Annotated in this window: 18 protein-coding genes; 7 read left to right on the forward strand and 11 right to left on the reverse strand. The window is 72.1% G+C overall.

The window, feature by feature from the left end; translation table 11 throughout:
* Positions 1-45: 45 nt before the first annotated feature.
* The 3 genes from OG259_RS23740 to OG259_RS23750 all read right to left on the reverse strand — a co-directional run bounded on the left by OG259_RS23740 (position 46) and on the right by OG259_RS23750 (position 3361).
* On the reverse strand, positions 46-1365 hold the full coding sequence (locus tag OG259_RS23740; protein WP_328944088.1) for a DUF2637 domain-containing protein: 1320 nt from the start codon (positions 1363-1365) through the stop codon (positions 46-48).
* A 173-nt stretch (positions 1366-1538) separates the two neighbouring features.
* On the reverse strand, positions 1539-2276 hold the full coding sequence (locus OG259_RS23745; protein WP_328944089.1) for a DUF3558 domain-containing protein: 738 nt from the start codon (positions 2274-2276) through the stop codon (positions 1539-1541).
* 131 nt (positions 2277-2407) lie between these two features.
* Positions 2408-3361: a DUF3558 domain-containing protein gene (locus OG259_RS23750; RefSeq protein ID WP_328944090.1), complete on the reverse strand. Its 954-nt coding sequence runs from the start codon at positions 3359-3361 to the stop codon at positions 2408-2410.
* Between the two features lie 174 nt (positions 3362-3535).
* Here OG259_RS23750 and OG259_RS23755 point away from each other — a divergent pair, with 174 nt between their 5' ends.
* The gene (locus OG259_RS23755) at positions 3536-4729 is read left to right on the forward strand and encodes an RtcB family protein (RefSeq protein ID WP_328944091.1); all 1194 of its coding nucleotides are present in this window, start codon (positions 3536-3538) and stop codon (positions 4727-4729) included.
* 96 nt (positions 4730-4825) lie between these two features.
* On the opposite strand, the gene OG259_RS23760 is transcribed toward OG259_RS23755, so the two are convergent.
* Positions 4826-5590: an SDR family NAD(P)-dependent oxidoreductase gene (locus OG259_RS23760; protein ID WP_328944092.1), complete on the reverse strand. Its 765-nt coding sequence runs from the start codon at positions 5588-5590 to the stop codon at positions 4826-4828.
* A gap of 65 nt (positions 5591-5655) precedes the next feature.
* On the reverse strand, positions 5656-5991 hold the full coding sequence (locus OG259_RS23765) for a YnfA family protein (protein WP_328944093.1): 336 nt from the start codon (positions 5989-5991) through the stop codon (positions 5656-5658).
* A gap of 75 nt (positions 5992-6066) precedes the next feature.
* Here OG259_RS23765 and OG259_RS23770 point away from each other — a divergent pair, with 75 nt between their 5' ends.
* The gene (locus OG259_RS23770; RefSeq protein ID WP_328944094.1) at positions 6067-6549 is read left to right on the forward strand and encodes a hypothetical protein; all 483 of its coding nucleotides are present in this window, start codon (positions 6067-6069) and stop codon (positions 6547-6549) included.
* Positions 6550-6565: 16 nt separating this feature from the next.
* Here the strand turns inward: OG259_RS23770 and OG259_RS23775 are convergent, their stop codons facing one another.
* Positions 6566-8017 (reverse strand): FAD-dependent monooxygenase, encoded by a 1452-nt coding sequence (locus OG259_RS23775; protein ID WP_328944095.1) that lies wholly within the window; start codon positions 8015-8017, stop codon positions 6566-6568.
* A 115-nt stretch (positions 8018-8132) separates the two neighbouring features.
* On the opposite strand from OG259_RS23775, the gene OG259_RS23780 reads away from it, so the two are divergent.
* Together OG259_RS23780 and OG259_RS23785 are read left to right on the forward strand one after the other, a co-directional pair.
* Entirely contained in the window at positions 8133-8693 is a 561-nt protein-coding gene (locus OG259_RS23780) for a TetR/AcrR family transcriptional regulator (protein WP_328944096.1), read from the forward strand.
* Positions 8694-8749: 56 nt separating this feature from the next.
* Positions 8750-9235, forward strand: coding sequence for a MarR family winged helix-turn-helix transcriptional regulator (locus OG259_RS23785; protein ID WP_328944097.1), 486 nt, complete (start codon positions 8750-8752; stop codon positions 9233-9235).
* A 3-nt stretch (positions 9236-9238) separates the two neighbouring features.
* Here the strand turns inward: OG259_RS23785 and OG259_RS23790 are convergent, their stop codons facing one another.
* Both OG259_RS23790 and OG259_RS23795 read right to left on the reverse strand, forming a co-directional pair.
* Positions 9239-9979 carry a Mut7-C RNAse domain-containing protein gene (locus tag OG259_RS23790; RefSeq protein ID WP_328944098.1) on the reverse strand — a complete coding sequence of 247 codons (741 nt, stop codon included), beginning with the start codon at positions 9977-9979 and terminating at the stop codon, positions 9239-9241.
* Positions 9980-10210: 231 nt separating this feature from the next.
* The gene (locus tag OG259_RS23795; protein WP_328944099.1) at positions 10211-11062 is read right to left on the reverse strand and encodes an NmrA family NAD(P)-binding protein; all 852 of its coding nucleotides are present in this window, start codon (positions 11060-11062) and stop codon (positions 10211-10213) included.
* 144 nt (positions 11063-11206) lie between these two features.
* Between OG259_RS23795 and OG259_RS23800 the strand changes: the two genes are divergently transcribed.
* A complete protein-coding gene (locus OG259_RS23800) occupies positions 11207-11656 on the forward strand; it encodes a GNAT family N-acetyltransferase (RefSeq protein ID WP_328944100.1) in 450 nt (149 codons plus the stop codon).
* Between the two features lie 6 nt (positions 11657-11662).
* Here OG259_RS23800 and OG259_RS23805 read toward each other — a convergent pair whose 3' ends face one another.
* Positions 11663-12205: a GNAT family N-acetyltransferase gene (locus tag OG259_RS23805; RefSeq protein ID WP_328944101.1), complete on the reverse strand. Its 543-nt coding sequence runs from the start codon at positions 12203-12205 to the stop codon at positions 11663-11665.
* Between the two features lie 14 nt (positions 12206-12219).
* Positions 12220-13077, reverse strand: a complete 858-nt coding sequence (locus tag OG259_RS23810) for a helix-turn-helix domain-containing protein (protein WP_328944102.1) — start codon at positions 13075-13077, stop codon at positions 12220-12222.
* A gap of 83 nt (positions 13078-13160) precedes the next feature.
* Between OG259_RS23810 and OG259_RS23815 the strand changes: the two genes are divergently transcribed.
* Complete coding sequence (locus OG259_RS23815; RefSeq protein ID WP_328944103.1) at positions 13161-13754, forward strand: TIGR03086 family metal-binding protein; 594 nt, start codon at positions 13161-13163, stop codon at positions 13752-13754.
* 176 nt (positions 13755-13930) lie between these two features.
* On the opposite strand, the gene OG259_RS23820 is transcribed toward OG259_RS23815, so the two are convergent.
* Entirely contained in the window at positions 13931-14179 is a 249-nt protein-coding gene (locus OG259_RS23820; protein WP_328944104.1) for a hypothetical protein, read from the reverse strand.
* A 270-nt stretch (positions 14180-14449) separates the two neighbouring features.
* Between OG259_RS23820 and OG259_RS23825 the strand changes: the two genes are divergently transcribed.
* Entirely contained in the window at positions 14450-15346 is an 897-nt protein-coding gene (locus tag OG259_RS23825; RefSeq protein WP_328944105.1) for an ABC transporter substrate-binding protein, read from the forward strand.
* Positions 15347-15354 lie beyond the last annotated feature (8 nt).

The raw sequence follows: 15354 nt of genomic DNA on the forward strand, positions 1-15354 counted from the left end.
CACCCGGATGCCGGGTGGCGGCCCTTTCCCATGGCTTCGGGTGTGTCAGGGGGTGTCGAAGTCGGCCATCTCCTGCTGGATGCGCTGCTCGATCCTGGGGGCCAGCCGGCGCAGCAGATCGGTGTCCGGGAACTCCTGGAGGCCGTAGTGGTCCGCCACCAGCCGCTGGAGCTCGCCCTCGGCGGGGAACGCCTTGTTCTCGTGGGAGTAGCCCCACGCGAGCTTGTAGACCGTCTCCTCGAAGTCGTCGACCGGCTCGGGGTCGACGTACTCCGGGTACTCCTCGAAGCTCTCGACGCCCTGCTCCTGCCCGAGGCCGGGGAGCGGGAGGTCCTCCGGGCCGAGCGGGACGGCGACCGCGGTCGGCTCCAGACCCTCGACGTACTGGGGGGCGAAGGCCGTCTCGTGCGCCTCCGACGGAAGCTGCGGCGACTGGAACCACGGGCTGTCGTGATTCGGGGGCTCGCCGGGGGCCTGCAGCTGGCCTTGGCCCTGCACCTGCCGGCTCTGCATCGGGCCCTGGCCCTGGGGCAGCTGCTGCTGGGGCTGCGGCTGTCCCGGCTGCGGCAGCTGCTGCGGCAGGGGTGCCTGCGCCGCCGACTGCAGCTGGGGCTGCTGCGACATCTGCTGAGGGAGCTGCTGCGCGGCGCCCTGGGGCTGCGGGGGCAGGACGGCCGGTTCGATGCCGGCCGCCGCGAGGCCCGCCGCGGCCGTCTCCGCCAGCGGCACCCCGTAGCGCGCGAGCCGCAACGGCATCAGCGCCTCCACGGGCGCCTTGCGGCGCCAGTTCCGGCCGTAGCGGGCCTGGAGACGCGCCTGGTAGATCAGTCGCTCCTGCTCCAGCTTGATGACCTGCTCGTACGAGCGGAGCTCCCACAGCTTCATGCGCCGCCACAGCCGGAACGTCGGCACGGGGGAGAGCAGCCAGCGGGTCAGCCGGACGCCCTCCATGTGCTTGTCCGCCGTGATGTCCGCGATCCGGCCCACGGCGTGCCGCGCGGCCTCGACGGCCACGACGAACAGGATCGGGATCACCGCGTGCATCCCGACGCCCAGGGGGTCGGGCCAGGCGGCCGCGCCGTTGAACGCGATCGTCGCCGCGGTCAGCACCCAGGCGGTCTGCCGCAGCAGCGGGAACGGGATCCGCAGCCACGTCAGCAGCAGGTCGAGGGCGAGCAGCACACAGATGCCTGCGTCGATGCCGATCGGGAAGAAGTAGGAGAAGGTGCCGAAGCCCTTGTTCATCGCGAGCTCGCGCACGGCGGCGTACGAACCCGCGAAACCGATCCCCGCGATGATCAACGCACCGGCGATGACGAGGCCGATGAGTATCCGGTGTGTGCGTGTCAGCTGCATCGCGGCCACCCGCGATCCCCTCCCCGTCATTCGACATCTCGCGCGCACAGACTGGCACATGCATACGGAGCCCGGCCCTCGGGGGAGGGACGGGCTCCGCGCAGACGTGCCACTCTGTGCTGGTTTGTGACTAGTTGGTGGGACTAAATTGCCCCGGTCAATTGCCGGGACCGCTGGTGGGACTACTTGTTGGCGGCGGCGACCGCGGCCACCGCTTCCTTGGCCGCCTTCAGCGCGCCGCTCATGACCGTCTTCTCCGACGGGGTGGACGCGCCCGCGTACCCGGCGCCGTTGTACGAGAGCAGCACCAGTACGTTGCCCGTCCGCGCCACGACGGAGTTGTAGACGAAGTCCTCGTTCGTCTTGCGCAGCTGGTACGCGACGGACTTCGCCTCGTCGCCGACGCCCGCGGCCGTCGTCGTGCGGAGCTTCTTCGCGCCCGGAGTCTCCTCGATCTTGGCGAGTTCCTTCGCGAAGTTCTCCTGCGCGCGCTCCTGGCCGCTGCCGAGCGAGGCGTCCGACTCGTACCGGTAGAAGGACACGTCGAGCCAGCGGTACTGCGAGCCCTTCACGCCCTTGTCGTCGAGACCGTTCCACGAGCAGCCGCTACGGCTGGTGAGGTCGCTGGAGGCGGCCGGCGTGCCCTTCTTGGTCTTCGCCTTGGGCACGAGCGAGGACGTCGTCTTCGCGACGATCGCCTTGCAGGCCTCGGGCAGCTTCGCGAACTTCGCCGGCTCGACCGTCTTCGTCGTCTGCGAGGGCGAAGGGGTGACGGACGTCGACGCGCCGGCCTTGTCCTTCGATCCCGTCGCGCCGGAGCCGCCGTCGCCGGAGTCCGAGGAGCAGCCGGCGACGACGAGCATCACCGGGACGGCGGCGCAGGCGAGTATGCGGGTGAGTCGCGGAGCTGTTCGCTGCATGGTTCCTTCAGTCGCTTGTCGTACGGTCCGGCCGGTGGGTCCGGCGGCCACGGGTACGGCCACGGCGTGGGGCCACGGGTACGCCGACACGTTACGTGGTGTCCGTCCGCTCACGGAGCGGATGCGGGCGGCTACTCCTCCAGGCGCTCGGCGAGCAACCGGGCCAGGTTCCGGGCCTTTTCCTGCAGCTCCCCGCTGTCGGGGGCCTCGGCCGAACCGGTGGTCTGTTCCTGGTAGGAGACGGTCACGATGACGTTGGATGTGCGGAACACCACGCTGATCGCGCGCTGGTGGCCGTTCGCGCCGACCGTGCTCAGCGCGTCGTCGAGGTACGCGATGTCCCCGAGGCTGTCGAGGACGCGGGGTTCGAGGCCGGTCGAGGTGGGGCCGGCGGGGGTGGCTCCGGTGGCGGGCGCGGTGGCGCTGCCGCCGCCGGCCGGGGGAGTGGTGCCGGTGGTGGCGTCCGCCGGGGGCTTGCCCGTCGGCGCGCTGCCTGCCGGGGCGGTGCCCGACGGGGTCTTGCCCGGGGCCTGCCCGGTCGCCGGGGCGGTGCCCGGGGGTGTCGGCGTCGCGGTCGGCGGGGCGGTCGTCGGCGGGGCGGTCGGGGGCAGCGGGATGCCCGCCGCGAGCTGCTTGCGGACGTAGACCTCCTGCGCCCGGTCGTCGTCGCTGACGGCGGTGTCGTACGAGACCACCCGCTCGATGTCGAGCACGAGCCGGTGCGAGAGGTCCGGGGTGTCGGCCTTCCACGTGCAGCCGACGCGCCGGTCGGTGTCGTACGTCACGGCGGCGACGCCGCGGTACGCCTTGTCGCGCTCGGGGTCGGCCAGGGCGGCGGCGCCCGGGAGCAGGTCCTTGAGCGTGGCCTGGGGCACGGCGCCGCAGGGCTCGAAGAGCGTGCGGTAGCGGCCCGGGGGCGCGACGGGCGCGGCGGGGCCGGCCTTGGCGTCGACGGTGATGTCGTCGGCCGGGGTGCCTGCCGAGCAGCCGGTGAGGCCGATTCCGAGGCCGAGGCCGAGTGTGAGGACGACGGCGGTACGAGCCGTGGACCCGGTGCGGCCGGGGGTGTACCTCTTTCGCTGCACGCTCCCAGGCTCCCTTCTCCCGAGGTCTTTCCCGAAAACTGTTTGCCGCGCGAACCCGGCCGATGGACACAATGTCTATCGCACACGCAGCTGTTGATGCCGGTCCGCTGTCACCTGTACGGGCTTTGGCGCCGGTTTTTGCGTTATCAGACTTTTCGGGGGAATCGAGGAAGTATGTCGTACGTAGAGGTGCCTGGGGCGAAAGTACCCATCAGGATGTGGGCCGACCCCGCCACGGTGGAGGGCGGTGCCATGCAGCAGCTGCAGAACGTGGCGACGCTGCCGTGGATCAAGGGCCTCGCCGTGATGCCGGACGTGCACTACGGCAAGGGCGCGACGGTCGGCTCGGTGATCGCGATGCAGGGCGCGGTCTGTCCGGCGGCGGTGGGGGTGGACATCGGCTGCGGCATGTCGGCGGTCAAGTCCTCGCTGACGGCGAACGACCTGCCGGGCGATCTGTCGAGGCTCCGGTCGAAGATCGAGCAGGCGATCCCGGTGGGCCGGGGCCTGCACCGGTCGGAGGTGGAGCCGGGGCGGCTCTACCAGTTCTCGACGTCGGGCTGGGACGACTTCTGGTCGCGGTTCGACGGGGTGGCGGATGCGGTCAAGTTCCGTCGCGAACGCGCCGCTTTGCAAATGGGAACGCTTGGATCGGGCAACCATTTTGTGGAGCTCTGTGTCGATACATCCGATTCAGTATGGCTCATGCTGCACTCGGGCTCGCGGAACATCGGTAAGGAACTTGCAGAGTTTCACATTGGTGAAGCTCAAAAGCTGCCCCACAATCAGGGTCTCATCGACCGTGACCTGGCGGTGTTCGTCGCGGACACGCCGCAGATGGCGGCCTACCGGCACGACTTGTTCTGGGCGCAGGAGTACGCGAAGTACAACCGCGCGATCATGATGGCGCTGTTCCAGGAGGTCGTCCGCCGGGAGTTCCGCAAGGCCCGGGTGACCTTCGACCAGGTCATCTCCTGCCATCACAACTATGTGGCGGAGGAGCAGTACGAGGGGATGGACCTGCTGGTCACGCGGAAGGGTGCGATCCGGGCCGGCTCCGGGGAGTTCGGGATCATCCCGGGCTCGATGGGGACGGGTTCGTACATCGTGAAGGGTCTGGGCAACGCGGCGTCGTTCAACTCGGCCTCGCACGGTGCCGGCCGGAAGATGAGCCGGAGCGCGGCGAAGCGGCGCTTCTCGACGCAGGACCTGGAGGAGCAGACGCGGGGTGTGGAGTGCCGTAAGGACTCCGGCGTCGTGGACGAGATCCCGGGCGCGTACAAGTCGATCGAGAAGGTCATCGATCAGCAGCGGGACCTGGTGGAGGTCGTCGCCAAGCTGAAGCAGGTCATCTGTGTGAAGGGTTGAGTCGCTCGTTCACGGGGGTGCGAGCAGGGGAGAGGGGCCGGTGCGGTGCGCCGGCCCCTCTCGTGTGCTCGGACCCGTGTGCGCGGACCCGTGTGCTCAGAGCTCGCGGTGGACCTTGGTGTTGGAGGCCTGGGCTCGGGGGCGGACGACCAGGAGGTCGATGTTGACGTGCGGGGGGCGGGTGCAGGCCCAGGTGATGGTGTCGGCCACGTCGTCCGCCGTCAGGGGGTCGGCCACGCCCGCGTAGACCTTGGCGGCCTTGTCGGTGTCGCCGCGGAAGCGGGTGGTGGCGAACTCGTCGGTCTTGACCATGCCGGGGGCGATCTCGATGACGCGGACCGGGGTGCCGACGATCTCCAGGCGGAGGGTCTCGGCGATGACGCGGGCGCCGTTCTTGGCGGCCACGTAGCCGGCGCCGCCCTCGTAGGTGGAGTGGCCGGCGGTCGAGGAGAGGACGACGACCGTGCCGTCGCCGCTCGCGGTCAGGGCCGGGAGCAGGGCCTGGGTCATGTTCAGCGTGCCGATGACGTTGACCTCGTACATCTGGCGCCAGTCGGCGGGGTCGCCGGTGGCGACGGAGTCGGCGCCGAGGGCGCCGCCCGCGTTGTTGACCAGGACGGCGAGGGTGCCGAAGGCGGTGGCGAACTCGTCGACGGCCGTGCGGTCGGTGACGTCGAGGGCGTAGGCGGTGGCCTGGTGGCCGGCCTCGTTGATCTCGGCGGCCAGTTCCTCGATGCGGTCCTTGCGCCGGGCGGTGAGGACCACGCGGTAGCCGGCGGCGGCCAGCTGCCTGGCCGTGGCGGCGCCGATTCCGCTGCTCGCTCCGGTGATGACGGCGATGGGGGTACCGGGGGCAGTCATGACGTGGTGCTCCTCGCGCAGGTGGTCGATTACGTCGATCGCCCGGCCAGGATAGGCGGGACCGGTCAGCGGCCTCGCGGGGCGTACATGATCACGGCCATGCCCGCGAGGCAGACGAGGGCGCCGATGACGTCCCAGCGGTCGGGCCGGTAGCCGTCGGCCGCCATTCCCCAGGCGATGGATCCGGCGACGAACACTCCGCCGTAGGCGGCGAGGACGCGGCCGAACTCGGCGTCGGGCTGGAGGGTGGCGACGAAGCCGTAGATGCCGAGGGCCAGGACGCCGCCGCCGATCCAGATCCAGCCGCGGTGCTCCCGGACGCCTTGCCAGACGAGCCAGGCGCCGCCGATCTCGAAGAGCGCCGCGAGGATGAAGAGGGCGATGGAGCGGGCGGTGAGCATGCGGGAAGCGTGCCATGAGACACGCTGACGGATGAGTTGTCAGAAGGTCGGATGATCTGTGGTTATTTTGGGCCTATGCGTGGATTGCGGAAGGCTGTGCTCGGGGTCGCTCTCGCGGTCACGGCGGTGATGGGCGCGGGTGCGGGAGCCGGTGCCGTGGGGCCGGTGGCCGGGTCGGAGGCGGATCTGGCCCATCACGGTCATGTCTCCCTCTGGGACGGGCGGGTCGGCGTCTGGCTGGTCAGCGAGAACTTCGGGCCCACCGATCTCTCCCAGGCGACGGTCCGGCTCGCCTTCTCCGTGCCGATGGCGGGTGGCCAGGAGCTGCCGCCGGCCTGTCTGTGGAGCAGCGACCGGGTGGTCTCCTGCCGCACGGGCGAGCTGCGGGCCACGGGGGGCGTCGGGGAGCTGGCGCTCGATCTGCGGACCGCGGGCCTTCCGGACGAGTTGACCGTGGACATCACCACGGCCTGGCGGGACGGGGTGGCCGACCGGAATCCGCGGAACGACCGGCATCGCGTGCTTGTGCTCGCCACCGGCGATCCGTACGTCTTCTGAGCCCTCCGAGGGTGGCTCAGCGGCTCGTCCAGTGGACGTAGCCGTCGGGGCGGACCAGCACCGCGGTCCTGCGTGTCGGGTCCGTCCAGGTGGCTCGTACGAGGTGCTCGGGTGAGACCGGGGCGGTCTCGGGGAGGGTCGGGGGCTTGCCCTCCGGGGCGATCAGCACGAACTCGCCCGCGCGCAGCAGTTCGTACAGGCGGCCTTCGCGCAGTCTCAGGTCCGGTGCGCGGCGGCCCGCGGGGCGCCTGGAGCCCGTCGGGGGCGCGTACGCGATGCCGATTCCGCTGATCATGCTCATCGCGCGGGCGGAGGCGGGTCGCACCGCGCCCAGGAAGCGGGCGGCGAGGGAGCGGGCGGTGCGGGTCAGCGGGGTGTGGGCCATCGCGAGGCGTACCAGCGCGCCGCTGGTGCGCAGCACGGTGGCGCCGACGGGGTGCCGCTCGGACTGGTAGCTGTCGAGGAGGGCCTCGGGGGCGGGCGCGTCGCCGCGCAGGACGGCGGTGAGCTTCCAGGAGAGGTTGGCGGCGTCCTGGAGGCCGGTGTTCATGCCCTGGCCGCCGGCGGGGGAGTGGACGTGGGCGGCGTCGCCGGCGAGGAAGACCCGGCCCACCCGGTAGGCCGGGGTCTGGCGCTCGTCGCTGTGGAAGCGGGAGATCCAGCGGGCGTCGTGCATGCCGAGGTCGGTGCCGAGGGCGCGGCGGGTGATCTCGCGGACCTCGTCGAGGTCGACGGGCTCGGTGTCGGCGACCTGACGGGTGCGGCTCCAGCCCATCACCCGGTACCAGCCGTCGCCGAAGGGAGCGAGGAAGGCGAAGGTGTCGCCGGAGCCGCTGACGCTGAACGAGTCGGCGGGCTCCTCCGCGAGGCGGACGTCCGCGAGGACGAGGGAGCGGATCACGGAGCCGCCGGGGAAGGGCAGGCCCAGGGCGGTGCGGACCGTGCTGCGGACGCCGTCCGTGCCGACGAGGTGGCGGGCGGTGAGGGTGAGCGGGGCTCCGTCGGCGTCGGTGAATTCCGCCGTGACCGTGTCGGCGTCCTGGCGCAGTCCGCGCAGCTCCGTCCCGTACCGGAAGGTGACCCCCGCGGTGACCGCCCGACGCTCCAGGAGGCGCTCCACCTCGTACTGCGGGGTGACGAGCAGGTGGTTGAAGCGGCTGGGCAGCCGGGTGAGGTCGAGGTCGAGCCGGCCGAAGAGCCGGGCGCTGCCGAGGGTCGTGCCCGTGGTGAGGAGCTCGTCCGCGAGGTCGCGGGCGTCGAGCTGCTCCAGGGTGCGGGCGTGGACGCCGAAGGCGCGGGTCATGTTGGCGAGGCCGGGAGGGCGGCGCTCGACGAGGGTGACGGCGATGCCGGCGGCGGCGAGGTCGCCTGCGAGGAGCAGGCCGGTGGGGCCCGCGCCGATGACGAGGACCTGTGTGTCCGTCGTCCCTGTCGTCTCCGCTGCTTCCGTGGTCTTCGTGGTGCTCATGGCTGCCTCCAGGGTGCCCACGACCGTTGGCCAACATCTGTTGGTCAACGCTTGTTGGCAACTGTAGGGGCGGCTCGGATGGAATGTCAACGCTTGTTGGCCTACAGTCGTTGGTATGACGACCGCCCGCCGTTCCGACGCCACCAGAGCCGCCATCCTGGAGGCCGCCCGCGAGCGCTTCGCCTCCGACGGATACGACCGCGCCACCATCCGGGCCATCGCCCGGGACGCCGGGATCGACCCGTCGATGGTCATGCGCTACTACGGCAACAAGGAGGGCCTGTTCGCCGCCGCCTCGGCGATCGAGCTGGACCTGCCCGAGTTGGGCGGCCTGCCCGCGCGGCACATCGGGGCCGTCCTGGTCAGCCACTTCCTGGAGCGCTGGGAGCGGGACGACGTCCTCACCGGGCTCCTGCGGGTGGGGGTCACCAACGAGGCCGGGGCCGAACGGATGCAGGCGATCTTCGCCGAGCAGCTCGGGCCCGTGACCCGGGGCGTCTGCCCCGACCCCGCCGAGGCCCCGCGGCGGGCGGGGCTCGTCGCGTCCCAGATCCTCGGCATGGCGCTCACCCGCTATGTGCTGAGGCTGCCGCCGGTCGTCGAGATGTCCCCCGAGGAGATCGTGGCCTGGCTCGGCCCGACCGTGCAGCGCTATCTGACCGCCGAGGCGCCCTGAGGGTGCCCAAGGGTGCGGATCGGGGCGGGGCGGTGCCTGCTTCGTACAATCTCTGCATGACGCAGAAGAGTTCCGCTCGGCGCGAGGCCCTGATGACCGAGCTGCAGGGGGAGGCCCGCCGCTACATGGCGGCATACGCCTTGTTCAACCAGGCCGTCGCCGATCATCTGGGGCTCCACCCGACCGATGTGCAGTGTCTGAACCTGCTCAGCCTGGAAGAGGCGCCGGTGACCACCGGACGGGTCGCCGAGCTGACCGGGCTCACCACCGGCTCCGCGACCCGCCTCGTCGACCGTCTGGAGCGGTCCGGGTACGTGACGCGCGAACGGGACACCGAGGACCGGCGCCGGGTTCTCGTGGCTCTCGTGCCCGAGCGGATCGCGGAACTCGGCGCCCTGTGGCGCAAGCTCAACAGCACCTGGGGCACGATGTTCGACGTCTACAGCGACGCCGAGGTCGCCCTGCTCATCGCCCATATGCGGCGCACCGCCGAGGTCAGCGCCGCGCAGATCGAACGGCTGCGCGGCGGCGACCTGGACTGACCGTCAGCCGGCCGTCGCGCCGCCGAACTCCCGTACCGCGTCGGAGACGATCGCCTCCAGGCGGGCGTGGTGGGCGCCGCGCCAGTAGACCCGGCCGCACTCCACACACTCGGCGAACACGTCGTACGACTTCTCCGTGCCCCGCTCCAGGCGCTCGCGCACCGCGTCCTTGTCGGCGTCGCTCAGTTCCCCGTTGCACGCCGTGCACCGCGTCCAGGGCGCGAGTGGCGGCGCGAAGCGCTCAAGGACGTCCCGGAGCTGGTCGTCCGGGCGGTCGCTGTAGATGTAGGCCCCCGCCCACAGTTCACGGCGGCGCAGCAGCCCGCGGTCCCGCGAGAGCATGACGCGCCGTTCGCGCGCGGAGAGGGTGGCCAGGGCGGGGTCGCCGATGTCCTCGCTCTCGTATGCCGCGTCCACCCCGAGCAGCCGAAGCCGCCGGGCCAGCGTGCCGAGGTGCACGTCGAGCAGGAACCGGAGGGGCGCGCCCGGCGGTACCGGCTGCGGGCGGGTGACGCCCTCCACCTCGACGGTCTCGCCCGCCGCGGGGACGTGCGAGGCGTCGACGGGCCGCCCGTCGACCAGAAGCCGGCCGGCCTCGGTGAGGGGCACGCCGAGCGACTCCACGACGTGGCCGAGCGAGGAGGCCCCGTCGGTGGTCACGGGTGTCAGGCCCGAGCGGCGGTCCGCCGAGACGAAGAGCCCCAGGCCGGGGGCGAAGCTGATGTGGATCTCCGGTCCGTTCACGGGGACAGGATCGCATCGGGGTGGGAGGGGCGGCCAGGGAATTCGCCGTCGGTGGAGCCGGAGCCGGGCCGGAGCCGGAGAGCCGAGCAGGAGCAGGAGCAGGAGCAGGAGCAGGAGCAGGAGCAGGAGCCGGAGAGCCGGTGGAGCCCGGTGGAGCCTGGTGGGGCGAGTCGGGGCGCCTTTCACTTGTCACCCGTCGCCCGTCGCCCGTCGGTCCGGGTTGTCGGCCCGTCAGGGGCGGAAGGCTTCCTCGTGGTCGGCGATCCAGGTGGCGAAGGTGCGGGCCGGGTGGCCGGTCAGTTCCTCGACCGTGGTGGTCAGTGGTGTCGGTCGGCCGTCGTTCGTGGCCCAGTAGGAGAGGAGGGCTTCGGCGAACGTCTCCGGCATGAAGCCGGCGACCGACCGCTTCCACTCCTCGGGGGTCACGACGGTGTGGGGTGCGGGTCGTCCCGTCACCTCGGCGAGTATCGCCAGCTGCTCGACGAAGGTCAGCGACTCGGGGCCCGTCAGCAGATACGAGGAACCGCGCAGTCGGGGCTCGGTGAGCACCGCGAAGGCCGCCTCGGCGACATCGCGCTCATGGATCGGATCGCCGTACGAGTGCGGGTGGGGCAGGGCGGGGCCACGCCCGTCCCGGAGTGCGCGGGCCCACTGCAGGGTGTTGGTGGCGAAGGCGCCCGGCTGGAGGTGGGTGGCCTCGAAGGCTCCTGCGTCCGCGGCTGCGGAGAGGGCGCGCTCGGCGGCGAGGTGGGAGGCGGCGATCGGGTTCTCGGCGGCGTCCGGCGCGAGGACGGAGCTGGAGGAGAGAAGGACGACGTGCTCCACGCCCGCGGCGCGGGCGCGGTCGGCGAAGGCCTCGGCGTGGGTCGCCTCGGCGTAGAGGAAGACGGAGTCGACGCCGGTCAGGGCGGTGTCGAAGGTGGCCGGATCGGTGAGATCGCAGCGCACTGTGTCGACGCCGGGGGGTGGGGAGAGGTCCGTGGGGTTCTTGGAGGCGGCTTTCGCCTTGATCCCGGCGGCGTCGAGGAGTCCGAGCAGGGTGGAGGCGACGCGGCCGCGGCTACCGGTGACGAGAACGGTCATGAGGAGTGTCCTTCCAAGGGCGAGTCAGGGCGAGTCAGGGTGAGTCATATGTCTTCGTGGCGCATCATCTGCGTCACGCAGATAAATATCCAGGGTCGTGCCCTGTGCGTCAACCCGGATAAAACCCTGAGGTACCGTCCCCGCATGAAGATCATCGACCTCGAACCCGGCGACCCCCGGCTGGAGAACGACCTCCTGCCCGTTCTCGCCGAGCTCCGCCCCCACCTCACCCCGGAACTCTTCCGCGAGGTCTACGAGGCCGGACACCCCCAGGGGCTGCGCTTCAGCGCCGCCTACTCGGACGAGGGCCGCTGCGTCGGCGCGGCCGGCTGGCGGATCGTCATCAACACCAGCTCCCTGCGCAAGCTCTACGTCGACGATCTCGTGACCGCCGCCGCCACCCGCTCCACCGGGGTCGGCCACGCGCTCATTGGTCATCTGGAGGAGCACGCCCGCGCCGCCGGCTGCCACGAGCTCAACCTGGACTCCGGCACCCACCGCACCGGAGCCCACCGCTTCTACCTGCGCGAGCGCTTCGACATCGTGGCCTTCCACTTCACCCGGCCGCTCACCGCACCGGAAGACGCTTCCTAAGCGCCCCTAGGGCGCCTCCCGGCCCGGCTTCTCCAGGTCGAGGTGCCAGTCGTTGCAGACCATCGTGTGCCCCGGCGGGTACTCGAAGTCCCGCTCACCGAGCAGCTCGAAACCCGCCTTGCGGCACACCGCGTTCGAAGCGGCGTTCTCCGTCGACGGGAACGCGTGCAGATGGCGATGGAGGCCCGCCGCCCGGGCCTCCTCGGCCACCGCGCGCGTGGCGGCGCTCGCCACGCCCCGGCCCTGGAAGCCCGGCAGCACGGCCCACCCGGTCTCGTACACCGGCTCGCCGTCGCCGGTCCGCACCCAGAAGCCGATGCTGCCCACCACGGCCTCCTCCGGCAGCAGCACGATCCGGAACATCCGCCCCGCGCCCGTGTCGTCGGCGCTCAGGTCCACGTACCGCCGGTGGCGCCGGACGAGCTGCTCCTCGCTCTCCGGGCCGCCCAGGTGCTCCATCAGCTCCGGTGCGTTCAGGGCGCGCAGCAGGCCGGCGTCGGCCTCGGACCAGGGTTCGAGCCGTACGGGCGAGGTGGTGTCGGTGTCCATGGCCGTACGGTAGGTCAGGGCACCGACAGTCCACGGGCGTACGCCGTCGGCGGCACCCCGACGGTCGCCGTGAAGTCCCGTACGAGATGCGCCTGGTCGCTGTAGCCAAGCTCCGCCGCCAGTGCCGCCCAGTCCGGGGTGTCCGTGCTCTCCGCGGCCTCGGCGCGCTCCAGGGCCTCGTGGATGCGGTAGCGCAGGATCACCCATTTCGGGCCGACGCCGACCTGGGTCGCGAAGAGGCGCTGGAGCGAGCGCGCCGACAGGCCCGTCGCAGAGGACAGCTGGGCCACCTTGCGGATCGTGCGGTCGCCCCGGACCAGGTCCACGAGTTCCATGGCCCGGTGGGCGGCCGGGTCGGGGGCGGGGCCGTGGGCGAGGAGGAAGGCGTCGAGTGCCGCCACGCGCGCGTGGTCGGTGGCGGGGGAGAGGACGGCGGACAGCGGGTCGTCGTCGTCCCGGTCCGGGAAGACCTCGGCCAGGGGGACCCGGCGGCCCGTCCAGTTCGACACCGGCCACGCGGGCGCGAAGGGGCGGAAGCCGCCGGGCCGGAACTGCACCCCGCAGACCCGGCCCGCCTCCGTCAGCTTCTGGGTGAACAGGCCGAGCCCGACCCCGGCGACCTCGGCGGAGGCGTTCGCCTCCGCCGACGGGGCGCCGATCGCCCCGTACCGCTGGAAGACGATGTTCACCGACGGGTGGGGGACGACATGGGTCGCGTACGGCTCCGGCAGCTCCCAGTCGATCAGCCAGTAGTGCTCCAGATAGGGCCGCAGCTCCGGCGCCGGGGTGTGGCGGCGGAAGCGGACGTGGGTGAGCAGTTCGGCGGGGTCGACGATGCCGCGGGTGTCCCGGCGGGGAGCGGAGTCCGACATGCTCCGATGCTAGGGCGGACTCGTTTTCGCCCTGGCGTGTTTCTTCAAGACGGGGGTGGGCAGGCTGTCCTAGCGTCGCCCCCATGACGAACCAGGACCCGCCCCGCATCGGTGATCTGCTCCGCAGTGCCGCCAGCCGTGCCACGCCGCTGGTCAGGGACATCGACGACGCCTCGCTGGGTGCGCCCACGCCCTGCGCCGAGTACGACGTCCGCGCCCTGCTGAATCATCTCCTCGGCGTCGTCGTGCACTTCCAGGCGCTCGCCGCCAAGCAGGCCGCCGATCTCGACTCCACCAAGGACTGGCTCGCCGAGGCCGCATGGCGGGACCGCTTCGAGATCGAGGCCGGGAAGCTCGTCGAGGCCTGGTCGGTGCCCGGTGCCGAGGAGGGCACCACCGGGGGCATGGGGATGCCCGCGCGGACCGTCGGATCCATGGTGCTGCTCGACCTGACCGTGCACGCCTGGGACCTGGCCCGTGCCACCGGGCGGAGCTTCGCACCCGACCCGGCCGTGGTCGAGGGGCTCGTCGAGGAGGTGGAGCGGATGGCGCCCATGGCCCGGAAGATGAGCGTCTTCGGGGAGGCCGTCGACCTGCCCGCCGACGCCACCGCCTTCGAGCGGCTGCTCGCGACGACGGGCCGTGACCCGCGCGCCTGGGAGACCCGAGAGGTCTGAGGGGGCTGAGGGGGCTGGGGGTCCTGACGGTCTGAGGGGCCCGAGCGGTCTGAGAGGCCTGGGGGCCCGAGCGGTCTGAGAGGCCTGAGGGGTCTGAGAGCGGTCGGCCGCGCAGATCCCTGGAGGGGTGTGGCTCGGCGCAGGCGGTCGGCCGAGGCTCGGGGGACCGCCGCCGCTCAGCGCAGACGGCCCGCCGCGCCCAGGGAGAGCCGCGAGACGACCTGGCCGAAGGCGTGTTCCTCCGCGGGCGTCAGCTCTATCGACTCCTGCGGATGCCAGACCCGCTCCAGCGGGGTGCGCGCCCGGTCACGGCGGTCGCGGGCGCGGGCGCGCAGACCGAGCGACAGCCACACCACCGTCGAGACGGCGAGCAGGCCGAAGAGCGTGATCACACGGGGGTCGGAGAACTGGCCGGGCAAGGACATGACTCACTCCAGGGCGTGAGGGCCGCCCGTACGCGGCGCGCCCGGGCAGGTGGCGCGCGGGCACGAGGGCGTCGACGATTCCTACTGCTTCCTCCCGACGTGTTCAGTTAACACCAACCTGGGGGCCTTTCGGCAGGGGGTCCGGGACCTTGGTCCCGGACCGGGCGGGCCCCGGTGGCGCGCGCGGCCGGCAGGCCCTCTTGTGCGGGCCGTGGAACCGCTCCAAGGTGACCGGAAGAGGCACATTCCGGCCGGGGAGGGAGCAGCCGTATGTCCGGGGCACAGGCATGGGGATTCACGGACGACAGGGGTACGGAGCTGGGGGCGGCCCGGGTGCCGCGGCGGGTGATCGCGTACGTACGGGCCGGAGCCGCCCTGTGTGACCTGGGCGTGACGCCGGTCGCCGTGTACGGCTCGGGCCACGACGGCGAGGTCCTCGATCCGGCGAAGGAGGGCGGGCTGCGGGCGGCCGCGGTGACGTACCTCGGGCCGGGCCGGGTCCTGGACGAGGGACTGCTGCGCGAGCTCCGGCCGGACGTGATCGTCGACGTGACCTATGACGGGAAGAGCCCCTACGCGCTCGACGAGGCCGTCGCCGAACGGCTGGGGGTGCCGCTCGTCGCACTCTCGGTCGGCAACGAGCTCACCCTGCCGGCGATCCTCGACCGCTTCGGCGCGCTGGCGGTGAGCCTGGGGGCCGCGCCGCCCGCCGAGACGCCCGCAGCGTCGCCGGCCGAGTCGCCCGCCGCGCCGCCCGTCGAAACCCCCGCCGAGGGTTCCCCGGCCGAGCTCCGGGCCGCCGAGGACGCGCTCCGGGAGGTGGCCGCCCGGTCCGGGTTCGCCGTGCTCGCGCTCTCCGGGGCCGGGCCCGACCAGGTGCATCTGGCCCGGCCGCTCGCCTGGCCCGAGCTGGCGAGACTCGCCGAGCTGGGCGTCCGGCTCGTCGACCCGGGTCCCGGGCCCGGGGCGAACTGGCTCACCGGGGACTGGGACCGCGCCGCCGATCTCCGTCCCGACCTGGTCCTCTTCGACAGCCGGGCCCACGCCACGGCGCCGGACGGGGCCCTGTCCGGAGCCCGGCTCACGCCCTGGAACCCGGAGACCCCGCCCAGCCCGGCCGCCTACGCGCGCTTCTTCCGCGCCCTGGCCGAGGCGCTCGCGGGCTGACCCGACGC

This window comes from Streptomyces sp. NBC_00250 (assembly GCF_036192275.1).
In the GTDB taxonomy this organism is placed as follows: Bacteria; Actinomycetota; Actinomycetes; order Streptomycetales; family Streptomycetaceae; genus Streptomyces.

What these genes read in the sequence shown, in the direction of transcription:
- OG259_RS23745 (WP_328944089.1), bottom strand. Translation starts at nt 2,276, where the DNA reads ATGCAGCGAACAGCTCCGCGACTCACCCGCATACTCGCCTGCGCCGCC.
- OG259_RS23755 (WP_328944091.1), top strand. Translation starts at nt 3,536, where the DNA reads ATGTCGTACGTAGAGGTGCCTGGGGCGAAAGTACCCATCAGGATGTGG.
- OG259_RS23760 (WP_328944092.1), bottom strand. Translation starts at nt 5,590, where the DNA reads ATGACTGCCCCCGGTACCCCCATCGCCGTCATCACCGGAGCGAGCAGC.
- OG259_RS23765 (WP_328944093.1), bottom strand. Translation starts at nt 5,991, where the DNA reads ATGCTCACCGCCCGCTCCATCGCCCTCTTCATCCTCGCGGCGCTCTTC.
- OG259_RS23770 (WP_328944094.1), top strand. Translation starts at nt 6,067, where the DNA reads ATGCGTGGATTGCGGAAGGCTGTGCTCGGGGTCGCTCTCGCGGTCACG.
- OG259_RS23775 (WP_328944095.1), bottom strand. Translation starts at nt 8,017, where the DNA reads ATGAGCACCACGAAGACCACGGAAGCAGCGGAGACGACAGGGACGACG.
- OG259_RS23780 (WP_328944096.1), top strand. Translation starts at nt 8,133, where the DNA reads ATGACGACCGCCCGCCGTTCCGACGCCACCAGAGCCGCCATCCTGGAG.
- OG259_RS23785 (WP_328944097.1), top strand. Translation starts at nt 8,750, where the DNA reads ATGACGCAGAAGAGTTCCGCTCGGCGCGAGGCCCTGATGACCGAGCTG.
- OG259_RS23795 (WP_328944099.1), bottom strand. Translation starts at nt 11,062, where the DNA reads ATGACCGTTCTCGTCACCGGTAGCCGCGGCCGCGTCGCCTCCACCCTG.
- OG259_RS23800 (WP_328944100.1), top strand. Translation starts at nt 11,207, where the DNA reads ATGAAGATCATCGACCTCGAACCCGGCGACCCCCGGCTGGAGAACGAC.
- OG259_RS23805 (WP_328944101.1), bottom strand. Translation starts at nt 12,205, where the DNA reads ATGGACACCGACACCACCTCGCCCGTACGGCTCGAACCCTGGTCCGAG.
- OG259_RS23810 (WP_328944102.1), bottom strand. Translation starts at nt 13,077, where the DNA reads ATGTCGGACTCCGCTCCCCGCCGGGACACCCGCGGCATCGTCGACCCC.
- OG259_RS23815 (WP_328944103.1), top strand. Translation starts at nt 13,161, where the DNA reads ATGACGAACCAGGACCCGCCCCGCATCGGTGATCTGCTCCGCAGTGCC.
- OG259_RS23820 (WP_328944104.1), bottom strand. Translation starts at nt 14,179, where the DNA reads ATGTCCTTGCCCGGCCAGTTCTCCGACCCCCGTGTGATCACGCTCTTC.
- OG259_RS23825 (WP_328944105.1), top strand. Translation starts at nt 14,450, where the DNA reads ATGTCCGGGGCACAGGCATGGGGATTCACGGACGACAGGGGTACGGAG.